The 11,682-nt window shown below is 73.3% G+C and carries 10 protein-coding genes and 1 pseudogene; 7 read left to right on the forward strand and 4 right to left on the reverse strand.

Going from position 1 to position 11,682, the window contains the following annotated elements:
* The first annotated feature begins 37 nt into the window (after positions 1-37).
* From ACQP09_RS05890 to ACQP09_RS05915, 6 genes and pseudogenes are all read left to right on the forward strand, one after another.
* A complete protein-coding gene (locus ACQP09_RS05890; protein ID WP_433396506.1) occupies positions 38-808 on the forward strand; it encodes an IclR family transcriptional regulator in 771 nt (256 codons plus the stop codon).
* A 117-nt stretch (positions 809-925) separates the two neighbouring features.
* The gene (locus tag ACQP09_RS05895; RefSeq protein WP_433396508.1) at positions 926-2,029 is read left to right on the forward strand and encodes a hypothetical protein; all 1,104 of its coding nucleotides are present in this window, start codon (positions 926-928) and stop codon (positions 2,027-2,029) included.
* On the forward strand, positions 2,026-3,303 hold the full coding sequence (locus ACQP09_RS05900) for a sensor histidine kinase (RefSeq protein ID WP_433396510.1): 1,278 nt from the start codon (positions 2,026-2,028) through the stop codon (positions 3,301-3,303). The genes ACQP09_RS05895 and ACQP09_RS05900 overlap by 4 nt, the downstream gene beginning before the upstream one ends.
* A complete protein-coding gene (locus ACQP09_RS05905; RefSeq protein WP_433396511.1) occupies positions 3,300-3,968 on the forward strand; it encodes a response regulator in 669 nt (222 codons plus the stop codon). The genes ACQP09_RS05900 and ACQP09_RS05905 overlap by 4 nt, the downstream gene beginning before the upstream one ends.
* 113 nt (positions 3,969-4,081) lie before the next feature.
* Entirely contained in the window at positions 4,082-5,533 is a 1,452-nt protein-coding gene (locus ACQP09_RS05910) for a peptidoglycan D,D-transpeptidase FtsI family protein (protein WP_433396513.1), read from the forward strand.
* A gap of 97 nt (positions 5,534-5,630) precedes the next feature.
* Positions 5,631-6,556: pseudogene (locus ACQP09_RS05915) on the forward strand (alpha/beta fold hydrolase).
* A gap of 35 nt (positions 6,557-6,591) precedes the next feature.
* On the opposite strand, the gene ACQP09_RS05920 reads toward ACQP09_RS05915, so the two are convergent.
* From ACQP09_RS05920 to ACQP09_RS05930, 3 genes are all read right to left on the reverse strand, one after another.
* Positions 6,592-7,746 carry an LLM class flavin-dependent oxidoreductase gene (locus ACQP09_RS05920; RefSeq protein WP_433396515.1) on the reverse strand — a complete coding sequence of 385 codons (1,155 nt, stop codon included), beginning with the start codon at positions 7,744-7,746 and terminating at the stop codon, positions 6,592-6,594.
* Between the two features lie 24 nt (positions 7,747-7,770).
* On the reverse strand, positions 7,771-8,943 hold the full coding sequence (locus ACQP09_RS05925; RefSeq protein WP_433406503.1) for an SfnB family sulfur acquisition oxidoreductase: 1,173 nt from the start codon (positions 8,941-8,943) through the stop codon (positions 7,771-7,773).
* Positions 8,944-9,159: 216 nt separating this feature from the next.
* Positions 9,160-9,471 (reverse strand): putative leader peptide, encoded by a 312-nt coding sequence (locus tag ACQP09_RS05930; RefSeq protein ID WP_433396517.1) that lies wholly within the window; start codon positions 9,469-9,471, stop codon positions 9,160-9,162.
* Here ACQP09_RS05930 and ACQP09_RS05935 point away from each other — a divergent pair.
* A complete protein-coding gene (locus ACQP09_RS05935) occupies positions 9,394-10,314 on the forward strand; it encodes a LysR family transcriptional regulator (RefSeq protein ID WP_433396519.1) in 921 nt (306 codons plus the stop codon). The genes ACQP09_RS05930 and ACQP09_RS05935 overlap by 78 nt on opposite strands.
* Before the next feature lie 61 nt (positions 10,315-10,375).
* On the opposite strand, the gene ACQP09_RS05940 is transcribed toward ACQP09_RS05935, so the two are convergent.
* A complete protein-coding gene (locus ACQP09_RS05940) occupies positions 10,376-11,680 on the reverse strand; it encodes an MFS transporter (protein ID WP_433396521.1) in 1,305 nt (434 codons plus the stop codon).
* Positions 11,681-11,682: the final 2 nt, after the last annotated feature.

Below are 11,682 nucleotides of genomic sequence, written 5' to 3' on the forward strand. Positions count from 1 at the left end.
GCAACGGCCGCAGAAGCCGAAGAAGGAGCGTGGGGCGATGTCGGTCGCCGAGCCCGGCGGGGCACAGGTGAAGTCCGCCGTACGGACGGTGGAGCTGCTCGAATACTTCGCGGGCCGCCCCGGCATGCACACGCTCGCCACCGTCCAGGAAGCCGTGGGCTACCCCAAGTCCAGCCTCTACATGCTGCTGCGCACGCTGGTCGAGCTCGGCTGGGTGGAGACGGACGCGACGGGCACGCGGTACGGGATCGGGGTGCGCGCGCTCCTCGTGGGCACCTCCTACATCGACGGCGACGAGGTCGTGGCCGCCGCCCGCCCGACCCTGGACCGGCTCTCCGACGACACCACGGAGACCATCCACCTGGCCCGGCTCGACGGGACCAACGTGGTCTACCTCGCCACCCGCCAGTCCCAGCACTATCTGCGCCCCTTCACCCGGGTCGGCCGCCGGCTCCCCGCGCACTCCACCGCGCTCGGCAAGGCGCTGCTGGCCACCCACAGCGACGAGCAGGTCCGCAAGCTGCTCCCCGAGACGCTGCCCGCGCTGACCGAACACACCATCACCGACCGCGAGAAGCTCATCGAGGAGCTGCGCCTGGTCCGCGAACAGGGGTACGCGGTGGACCGCGAGGAGAACACCCTCGGCCTGCGCTGCTTCGGCGTGGCCGTCCCGTACCGGACCCCGGCCCGCGACGCGGTCAGCTGCTCGGTCCCGGTGGCCCGCCTCACCCCCGGCCACGAACAGACGGTCAAGGAAGCCCTGCTGGACGCCCGCGACCGGCTCACGCTGGCCACGCGGAGGCTCTGACGAGGTTCGCGCGACGCTGCACGGCTGAGGCTGTCCGCCCCGTCTCCCCCGCGCGGCGGAGGCGGATCGTCGGCGGGCAGGAGGTGCGGGCGGCGGCTCCACGGGAGCGTGGACGTCATGACGCCAGCGAACCGGACCACCGCCGAGCCCTCGACCGTCCCGCTTCCGACGCAGCACCCGCCCCCAGCCGCACCGACCGGCCCGTCCCCCGAGGCCCCGACCGCACCGACCGGCCCGTCACCGAAGGCCCCGTACCGCATCGGCCGGGTCCGGGCCGTGGCGCGGGTGCTCGCCATCGTGTCCTGCGTGCCGTACGTCGGGCTCAAGACCGCCTGGATGGCGGGCAGTCGGGTCGGGATCCCGGACGGGAGCCCGCTGCTCGACGCCGACGCCGTGCTGGTCGTCGGCAACGCGGCCACCGTGCTGCTGGACGGCTGCGTGGTCGTCCTCGCTCTGCTGCTCACCCGGCCGTGGGGGCTGCGCGTGCCCGCCTGGCTGCTGGTCCTGCCGATGTGGGTGGCGAGCGGGCTGCTGCTGCCGATCATGACGGCCTACCCGTTGCAGCTGGTGGTGCGGCTCCTCGGCGGGGACGGTGGCGGTGGCGGTGGCGATCCGTTCCTCGAACCGTGGGTCTTCGGTGTCGTCTACGGCGGCTTCATCGTCCAGGGCCTGGCGCTCGGCACCCTCTTCGCGCTGTACGCCAGGGAGCGGTGGGGCCACCTCTGGCAGGGCCGGCTGCGGGAGCTTCCCCGTACGCCGTCCTCCTCCGTGCTGCGGGTCACCGCCGTGGCCGCCGCGCTGCTCGCCCTCGCACCGGGCCTCGTCCATCTGTTCTGGGCGGCCGGGTCGACCGCCGGGCTCAACAGCGGGCGCGTGGCGGGGCGGAGCAGCGACTTCTTCGTGCTCGAAGCCGTCAACGCGCTCTTCGTCGGTGTCGCCGTCGCCGGGGTGCTGCTGCTCGCCTTCCGGCGCGGCGGGCGGCTCCCGTTGCGCGTGCCGCTCCTGCTGGTCTGGACCGGGTCAGCTCAAGTGGTCTGCTGGGGAGGGTGGTTGAGCCTCGCAGCCCTGGTGGGTGCGGGTGACGTCGCCGATCGGCCGACGACGGTGATGGTGCTGATCTACGCTGGGCAGATGCTGGTCGGGACGCTCATCGCGCTGCCGGCCGCGCACCTCCTCGCGGAGCGCGCGGCGGCCTCCGGGACCTCCGGCAGTCACACGTGAAACTGCTCACCCCGCTGCTCGGGCGGCGGTCGCGGCTGCGGTGGCTGCATCTGATCATCGGCGGCGCGCTGCTGATGCCGTACTTCCTGGTCGGCACGGTCCTGGTCAGCCTGGCGGGCGCCGGCGCGGGGCTCTTCTCCTCCCTGCCCGCCCAGCTGACCGCGTTCGCCTGCGCCCTTCCCATGGTGGCGGTCAGCGGCTTCTTCCCGCTCGTCCGGCCGCTCTCCGTGGCCGCGGCCCGCGCCCTGTGCGGGATCCCGCCGGCGCTGCTGGCCGACGGGCCCGCCCGGACCCGGCAGGCGCGGGTGCGGGCCGCCGCCTGGTTCACGCTGCACCTGGGCCTCGGCGGGATCGTCAGCGGGATCACGCTGGCGCTGACGCCGTTCGCCGTGGCGGTGATGGGCCTGCCGTTCTCGGCGGCGCTGCGGGACTCCTGGCTGGCTGCGGGCAGCGACGTGCTGGTGGAGCCGTGGGCCCTGGCTCTCGCGCCGTTCGCCGGGATCGCGATGCTGGCGGCGATGGCGGCGGTCGCGGCCGCCGCCGGGAAGTTGCTGGCCCGGTGGGTGCCGGTGCTGCTGGGGCCGGCGCCGGAGGACCGGCTCGCCGCCGCCGAGCGCCGGGCGGCGGAGCTGGCCGTGCGGAACCGGCTCGCCCGGGAGCTGCACGACTCGGTCGGCCACGCGCTGAGCGCGGTGACCCTGCAGGCCGGTGCGGCCCGGCGGGTGCTGGACCGGGATCCGGAGTTCGTCCGCCGGGCGCTGACCGCGATCGAGGAGACGACGCGGCGGACGGTCGGCGAGCTGGACGCGGTGGTCGGGCTGCTGCGCCGGGACGAGGAGCCGGGCAGCGGCGGGAGCGCGTACGGGCCCGGGCTGGACGCGCTCGGCGGGCTGCTGGAGCACTGCGGGGTGCCGGTGGCGTACGAGCACGAGGGCGACCCGGACTCCGTGGTGCCGGTCGTCTCGCGGGAGGCGTACCGGATCGTGCAGGAAGGACTGAGCAACGCGCTGCGGCACGGCGGTGGCGGCCCGTCGCCGGTGCGGCTGCTGATCGCGGTACGGGAGAGGGAGCTGGAGATCGTGATGGAGAACCCCCTGGACGGGCGGCCCGCGGTGGTGCGCCCCGGCGGCGGTCGCGGACTGCGCGGTGTCGCGGAGCGGGCGGCGCTGCTGGGCGGCCGGAGCGAGGCGGGACCGTACGAGGGCCCCGCCGGCTCCACCTGGCGGCTGGCCGTCCGGCTGCCGCTGACGGTCCGCGCCGAGGAGCGGTCATGAGCGGGGCGCAGCCGCCGGTCCGGGTCGTGGTCGCGGACGACGAGGAGATGGTCCGTACGGCGCTGCGCGCGATCCTCGGCGCCGAGGACGGCATCGAGGTGGTCGGGGAGGCCGCCACCGGGGCGGAGGCCGTCTCCGTGGTGCGCGCGCTGCGGCCCGATGTGGTGCTGATGGACGTGCGGATGCCGGAGACCGACGGCATCCGGGCCACCGAGCAGATCCTCGCCACCCTGGAGGACCCACCGCGGATCGTCGTCGTGACGACCTTCGAGAACGACGCGTACGTGTACGACGCCCTGCGCGCCGGAGCCGCCGGGTTCCTGCTGAAGCGGTCGGCGGCCGAGGAGCTGGTGCAGGCGGTCCGGCTGGTGGCGTGCGGCGACTCGCTGCTGTATCCGGCGGCGGTCCGCACCCTGGCCGCCGAACACACCGGGCGGCGGGCGCCACGGGCCCCGGCCTGGGTGGCGCGGCTGACCGGGCGGGAGGCGGACGTGCTGCGGCTGATGGCGGCGGGGCTGACCAACGCCGAGATCGCGGGCCGGCTCGCGGTGGGTCCGGCGACGGCGAAGACCCATGTGGCGGCGGTCCTGGCGAAGACCGGCGCCCGGGACCGTACGCAGGCGGTCATCGCGGCCTACGAGTCCGGGTTCATCACCCCGGGCTGAGAGCCTGGGGCCCCCGAACCCGGTCTTCACAGCCGGGCGGGCCGCGTGAGAAATCGGTGAGAAGCGGCACAACCGGGAACGGGCGGGGCGGCCCCGCTCGTCCCTCCAGCGGGATGAACAAGACAATCAGGCGCGCTTCGGTCTTCTGCCTGCTCGCGGTCCTCGCCCTCCTGGTGCGGGCGACGTGGGTGCAGGGCTACCAGGCCAAGGCGCTCGCAGACGACGAGCACAACCGGCGGAACACCATCGCGCAGTACGCGCAGCCGCTCGGGGACATCATCGTGGCCGGTTCGCCGGTCACCGGATCGAAGGGGACCAGTGGCGGCGACCTCCGGTACAAGAGGACCTACACGCAGGGCGAGCTGTACGCGGCCGTGACGGGCTACAGCTCGCAGGCGTACGGGGCGACCCAGCTCGAAGGCATCTACAGCCATGTCCTGGACGGCACGGACGACCGCCTGAAGAACCCGGCCGACCTGCTCACCGGCGAGCAGGCCGCCCCGGGCAACGTCCTGACCACGATCGACCCGGGCGTCCAGAAGGCGGCGTACGAGGCGCTCGGCGACGACAAGGGCGCGGCCGTGGCCATCGACCCGAAGACCGGCCGCATCCTCGGCATGGTCTCCACGCCCTCGTACGACCCGTCGGAGATCAGCGGTACGGACGACGGCGACGCCTGGCAGAAGCTGCTGGACGACGAGGACAAGCCGCTGGTCAACCGGGCGCTGCGGCAGCCGCTGGCGCCGGGTTCCACGTTCAAGCTGGTGGTCGCGGCGGCGGCGCTGGAGAACGGGCTGTACGGCTCCGTCGACGATGCCACCGAGAGCCCCGACCCGTACACGCTCCCCGGCACCCGTACGGTCCTGCGCAACGAGAACGCCTCCGCGCCCTGCGAGAACGCGACCCTGCGCACCGCCCTCCAGTACTCCTGCAACAACGTCTTCGCGAAGGCCGCCGCCGACCTCGGCCAGGACAAGGTCAAGGAGATGGCGGACGCGTTCGGCTTCGACACCGAGAAGCTGGACGTCCCGGTGCGGGCGGCGGAGAGCGTCTACCCGACCGGTATGGACAAGGCGCAGACGGCGCTGACCGGCATCGGCCAGTTCGAGGTCACCGCGACCCCGCTCCAGATGGCGATGGTCACCTCGGCCCTGGCCAACGGCGGTGAGCTGGCCGCGCCGCACATGGTCTCGTCGGTGACGGACGGCGACGGCTCCGCGCTGGAGGAGAGCGAGGACGGCGACACGGAGCGGGTGGTGGACGAGAAGACCGCCGAGCAGCTGCGCAGCGCGATGGTGACCGTCGTCGAGGAGGGCACCGGCACCAACGCGAAGATCGACGGGGCCGAGGTCGGCGGGAAGACCGGGACCGCGCAGAACGGCGTGGACAACAGCAACACCCCGTACGCCTGGTTCACCTCCTACGCGAAGGACGACAGCAGCGGCAAGGAGGTCGCCGTCGCGGTGATCGTCGAGGACTCCGGCTCGGCGCGCTCCGAGGTCAGCGGCAACGGCCTGGCGGCGCCGATCGCGCAGAGGATGATGAAGGCTGCGCTGGAACGGTGAGTCGTCCACCCCGACTTACGACTTAGGTTACCCTTGCCTTACTTGGCGCCCCGGACGGTCCCGGGGCGCCAACGTGACGACGTGCGGGGGTACGGGGATGGGTCCGGCGGAGCACAGCGGGGCCACGGCCCCCTCCTCCCACAGCCAGGGCGAACCGGGGATCGCGCGCACGCGGGACGGGCGGGAGCTGTACTACCAGCGGCTCGCCGGGCCGGCGACGGCGCCCACGGTGGTCTTCGAAGGCGGGCTGGCCGCCGGACGCTCGTACTGGGCGCCCGTGCAGGCCGCGCTCGCCGGTGCCGCGCCGACCGTGGTGTACGACCGCAGCGGTCTCGGCCGCAGCCCCGCCGCCCCGGCCGGAGCCTCGCGCCGGTGCACGCGCTCGCCGACGACCTGGGCGATCTGCTGGACCACCTGGACGGCCTCGGCGGACCCGGACGCCCAGGCGGACCGTACGTCCTGGTCGGCCACAGCTGGGGCGGGCCCCTGGTGCGGCTGGCCGCAGCCGCCCGGCCCGCGCGGGTGGCCGGGCTGGTGCTCGTGGACCCCTCCGACGAGGCGTGCGAGCTGCTGTTCCGGCCTTCGATGCGGCGGGTCGAGCGGGTCGGCCAGATGGCGACGGTGCTGCTGGCCCGGCTCGGGCTGCTGGGCCGCGCCTACCGCTCCCTCACCGCCGCACTGCCGCCCGACGCCGCCGCCGACATGCGGGCCGAGGGGTACACGGTCGCCATGACCCGCACCCGGGGCCGCGAGCTGGAGGACGCGGCGGGCGACCTGCGGGCGCTGCTGGAGAGTCCGCCGGGTCTCGCGGGGCTGCCGGTGACGGTGGTGTCGGCGGGCCGGGTCTCCCCCGGCATGCCGAAGGCCGTACGGGAGCGGGCCACGGTCTCGCACGCGTACCGGGCCCGCCAGTCACCGCACGGCCGCCATGTGGTGCTGCCGGATGCGGACCACATGGTGCTGACCACCTCGGCGGCGGAACTGGCCGAGGAGATACGGCGGTCGGTCCTCCGAGGCCGGTGACCCCACCTCGTACCCCTGCCTCCTCCCCCTGCCTCCTACCGCGCCCCGCCCGCGAACGGGACCTCCGCCGCGCCGCCCGGCCGGACCGGCCCCGCCGGGTGCGTCCAGAGTCCCGCGTCCGCCAGCCGGGGCAGCACGCCCTCGCCGAACCAGTACGCCTCCTCCAGGTGCGGATAGCCGGAGAGCACGAACTCGTCGATGCCGAGCGCGTGGTACTCCCGGATCCGGTCCGCGACCTCCGCGTGGCTGCCGACCAGCGCGGTGCCCGCGCCACCTCGGACGAGGCCGATACCGGCCCACAGGTTCGGGTGGATCTCCAGGCCGTCCCGGCCGCCGCCGTGCAGCTCCAGCATCCGCCGCTGGCCCTCCGACTCGCTGCGCGCCAGCCCTTCCTGGACCGAGCGCACGGTCTCCGGGTCGAAGCCGGCGAGCAGCCGGTCCGCCTCGGCCCAGGCCGCCTCGGAGGTGTCCCGGGTGATCACGTGCAGCCGGATGCCGAACCGTACGGTACGGCCCTGCTCGGCGGCGAGCGACCGGATCCAGGCGATCTTCTCCGCCACCTGCGCCGGCGGCTCGCCCCAGGTGAGGTAGACGTCGGCGTGGCGGGCGGCGACGCGTCCGGCGGCCGGGGAGGAGCCGCCGAAGTAGACCTCGGGGACGGGGTCGGGGAGCTGGGTGAGGCGGGCCTGCTCGACGTGGAGGTGGTCGCCGTCCAGGTCGACGGTCTTGCCGTCCCACAACTGCCGCACGATCTCCAGGAATTCGCCGGTGCGGGCGTAGCGGGCGTCCTTGTCCAGGAAGTCGCCGTACGCGCGCTGCTCGTGGCTCTCGCCGCCGGTGACGGCGTTCAGGAGCAGCCGGCCGCCGGTCTGCCGCTGGTAGGTGGAGGCCATCTGGGCGGCCAGCGTCGGCGAGATGAAGCCGGGCCGGAAGGCGACGAGGAACTTCAGCCGCTCGGTGTGCTGGCTGACCATCGCGGTGGTCAGCCAGGCGTCCTCGCACCAGGCGCCGGTCGGCGTGAGCACTCCGGTGAAGCCGACGTCCTCGGCGGCGCGGGCGATCTGGGCGAGGTAGCGGACGGACGGCGGGCGGTCGCCACCGGCCGCGGTGACCGGGGTGCCATGGCCGCCGCCGACGACATGGCGGCTGTCGCCGTTGGTGGGCAGGAACCAGTGGAAGGTCAGGGACATCGGTTCTCTCCGCAGGATGGTGGTTCAGAGCAGGCCGTGGCGGGGCGGGCGGGTGCCGTTGAGGACGTACCGCCCGAGGTGCTGGATCTTCCAGCGCGCCGGGTCGTGCAGGGTGTGGGTGCGGGCGTCGCGCCAGTGCCGGTGCAGGTTGAGGCTGTCGAGCGCGGCGCGCGTGCCGGAGACTTCGAAGAGCGCGTCCGCGATCTCCAGCGCCGCGCTCCCGGCGTACGCCTTCGCCGCCGCGACCGCGATCGACGCCTCGGCCGCGCTGTCGTCGTCCAGGTCGGCGCGTGCCGCGTCCACGGCCCGCGCGGCGGTGGCCAGCAGGGCGTCGGCGGCCCGGCGGCGGAGTTCCAGTTCGCCGAAGCGCTGAATGAGGAGCGGGTCCTCGGCGGCGCTCTCGTACCCGCTCTCGAACCAGGGCCTGCTCCGGTTCCGTACGAAGTCGGCTGCCTCCGCCAGCGCTCCGGCCGCGATCCCGGCGTCGATGGCGGCGTGCAGCAACTGGGCTATGGCGCCGTGCAGTTGAGGGCCGTTGAAGGTGAGGTGGTGCGGGACGACGTGGGCTGCGGGGACCGCCACGTCAGCCAGTTCGACCGTGCCGCTCGCGGTCGTCCGCTGGCCCATGCCGTCCCAGTCGTCGGTGACCGTGAGGCCGGGCGCGTCGGCGGGGACGTAGGCGACATGGAGCAGGTCGTCCTCGGCGCGGGCGAGGACGGGGATCCAGTCGGCGAAGAGAGCGCCGGTGGAGTAGTTCTTCACACCGGTCAGGCGGTACGAGCCGTCACCGGCGGCCACCAGCCGCGTCCGGATGTCCTGGAGGTGCTTGGTCCCGGCCTCGGACTGGGCGTTGCCGAAGCGGCGGCCGGCCAGCACCTCGGCGAAGAAGAAGGCCTGCTGCTCCGGACTCCCCTGCTGCCGCAGGACGTTGACGTACGCGAAGTGGCTCTGCGGGATCTGCGCCAGGCTGGCGTCGGCGGAGGCGAGCAGCCGGAAGACCTCCGCGAGCGTGGCGGCGCAGACGTCGGCCCCGCCGTGCTCGGCCGGGACCGTGACGGCGAGCAGACCGGTGGCGGTGAGGCGGTCGAGCTCGGCGCGCGGCAGCTCGCGGCGCGCGTCCCGGCCGGAGGCGCCCGGACGGAACTCCTCGGCGAGTTCGGCGGCGGTGCGCAGCGCCTCGGCACCGTCGCGGATCACCCGCGCGGTGAGCGGTGGTCGTCGTCGGGTCGGCGCGGTCACGGCCTGCCTCCAGGAGAGCTGAGCACGGCGGATTGGCCCCGGTGATCGAGAAACCCGATCAGGGGCGAGGAGCGCGGGAGGGGAGGAGCGTCCCGGTCGCGTCGGTCACCGCACGCGTGCGACGGCGGCACAGGCGGACCACGGACTCGGGGACGCGAAGGAGGAGGGCTCTCCTCAGACTTCGCGACAACAGAAGGCGCTGGAAACGCGGCCGAGGTCGATGTGGCGGCGACGGGTCAAGCGGCGCACATCCCTCTCCTTTCGCGTCCCGCGGCGGGCACCCGGTGGATGCCGGGGCGCCTTCGGGTTCCAGAGTAGGGTGCCGGAACGCTCCGGGTCGAGAAGGCATCGGCGAGGGAGCGATAGGGTTCCCCTTCCACCTGATGCCCGGTCGTGGGAAGGGCCGCCGTGCGGATCGAACAGCTGGAGTACATCGAGGCCGTCACGCGGCTCGGTTCGCTGCGCCGGGCGGCGGAGGAACTGCACCTGTCGCAGCCCGCGTTGAGCGAGACCGTACGGAATCTGGAGCGCGAGCTCGGGGTGGCCGTGCTGGACCGGAAGCGGTCGGGGGCGACGATCAGCGAGGCGGGCCGCGAGCTGCTGCCGCACATCATCGGGGTGCTGGACGCGGTGGACCGGCTGCGGCGGGCCGCCGACGAGCAGCACCGCACCAGCCGTTCGGTCCGGCTCGGCACGGTGTTCGCGGCGACGGTGCCGCTGCTCGTACCGGCGATCCGGGAGTTCCGCACGCTGCATCCGGCGACCGAGGTGGAGGTGATCGCGGCCCAGCAGTCGGTGATCCACCGTTCGCTGCTGGAGGGCGGCGTGGACCTCGGGCTGGTGAACTACCTGGAGGGCGACGACATCGCGCCGGACCTGGACACCACGGAGCTGATCCGGGGCCGTCCGGTGGTCTGCGTGCGTCCCGACAGTCCGCTGGCGGCCCTGGAGTCGGTCGGTGTGGAGGAGCTGCTGCGCGAGCCGCTGATCGTGATGCGGTCGGGCTATGTGATGCACCGGTTCACGCACCGGCTGCTGAAGGGCCGGGTGCCGTCGTTCTCGTACTCCGCCGACGGCGCGGAGATGGGGAAGCTGATGGTGGCGGAGGGGCTCGGCGTCACGCTGCTGCCGGACTACAGCGTGGTCGGCGACCCGCTGGAGCGCAGCGGCGCGATCACCTGCCGTCCGCTGGGGCACGGCTCCACCACCGTGGTGCTGGTGGTGCAGCGCAACCGCTCGGCCTCGGTGACGCGGACCGCCCGCGACCTGCACCGGATCTTCGTGGAGCGCGCCGAGGAGCACCGTACGGACGGATCGGTCTCCCGGTGACGCCGGACCGGTCCCCGCACCTCCTGGCCGGAGGTGCGGGGACCGAACGCCGTCAGGCCGGCTAGGACGAGGTCTTCGCCGTCGGTTCGGGCGCCGCGGGCGGCAGCTCCCGCAACCGGCTGACCGGCGACTTGACCAGGGCCACCACCACCGCGGCCGAGAAGGCGGCGGCGACGATGAGGGCGTTGCGGTTGCCGATCGCGCCGGAGAGCAGACCGGCCACCAGACCGCCGAGCGCGCCGCCGCCGAAGAGCAGCGTGCGGAAGCAGGCGGTCATCCGGCTCATCATCGAGTGCGGCGTGGTGGTCTGCCGCACGCTGACGATGATGACGTTGGCGATGCCGAGGCCCAGGTAAGTCGTGAAGAAGGACAGCGTGACCAGCCCGATGACCACCAGCTGGGGCCCGCCGGCCAGGACGATCAGGATCGGGCCGAGCAGCAGCGCCGTCTGCGCGACGAAGTAGACGCGCCCGATCGGCCAGCGCTGCACCACCTTGCGCGAGGCGATCGCGCCGATCAGGCCGCCCACCGATGCGGTCCCGAAGATCGCGCCCAGCGTCGAGGCGCTGAGCGAGAGGTCACGGGTGCCGTAGAGCAGGAACATGGTCCACACGGTGATCATCGAGAAGTTGCAGCAGAATCCGACGATCGCCAGCCAGCGCAGGATCGGCTTGCGGAAGACCCACTCGATGCCCTCCCGCAGCTCCCGCCACACGTGCCGCTTCACGCCCGGCTCCGGGACGGCTTCCCGGGTGCGGACCAGCAGCAGCATGAAAGTGGAGAAGAGGTACGAGCCCGCGTTGACGATCAGCGCCACCGGAGCGGTCAGCACGGAGACCAGGACACCGGCCATACCGGGCCCGGCGACGTCGGAGACCGACTGGCTGATGCCCATCTTGGCGTTGGCCTCGACGTAGTGCTTGGGATCCTTGACCAGGGTCGGCACGAACGGCATCCAGCTCACGTCGAAGAGACACGAGGCGGTGCCGAGCGCGCAGGCGATGACCAGCAGCACCGGCATGTTGAGCACGTCCAGCCAGTGCAGCACGGGTATCAGCCCGATCAGCACCGCGCGGAACATGTTGGTCGCCAGCATGACGTTCCGCCGCCGGACCCGGTCCACCCAGACCCCGAAGAGCAGGGCGAACCCGATGTACGGGACGAGCTGCAGGAACCGCAGGAAGCCGACCTGCTCGTCGCTGGCGTTGAAGGCGTAGATCGCCGTGAGCGGCAGCGCCAGGTTGGTGACCTGGGTGCCGAGCAGCGACACGGTCTCGCCGACCCAGAACCGCAGGAAGTCCGGGTTGTGCCACAGGCTCCGTACCCGTTCCTCGGGTTCGCTCCCGGTTTCCGATGTGACCGACATCG

The sequence above is a fragment of the Streptomyces sp. CA-146814 genome (assembly GCF_050942385.1).
Lineage (GTDB): Bacteria > Actinomycetota > Actinomycetes > Streptomycetales > Streptomycetaceae > Streptomyces.

Coding starts and splice junctions, on each gene's coding strand:
- ACQP09_RS05905 (WP_433396511.1), top strand. CDS start 3,300: ATGAGCGGGGCGCAGCCGCCGGTCCGGGTCGTGGTCGCGGACGACGAG.
- ACQP09_RS05890 (WP_433396506.1), top strand. CDS start 38: ATGTCGGTCGCCGAGCCCGGCGGGGCACAGGTGAAGTCCGCCGTACGG.
- ACQP09_RS05940 (WP_433396521.1), bottom strand. CDS start 11,680: ATGTCGGTCACATCGGAAACCGGGAGCGAACCCGAGGAACGGGTACGG.
- ACQP09_RS05895 (WP_433396508.1), top strand. CDS start 926: ATGACGCCAGCGAACCGGACCACCGCCGAGCCCTCGACCGTCCCGCTT.
- ACQP09_RS05920 (WP_433396515.1), bottom strand. CDS start 7,746: ATGTCCCTGACCTTCCACTGGTTCCTGCCCACCAACGGCGACAGCCGC.
- ACQP09_RS05910 (WP_433396513.1), top strand. CDS start 4,082: ATGAACAAGACAATCAGGCGCGCTTCGGTCTTCTGCCTGCTCGCGGTC.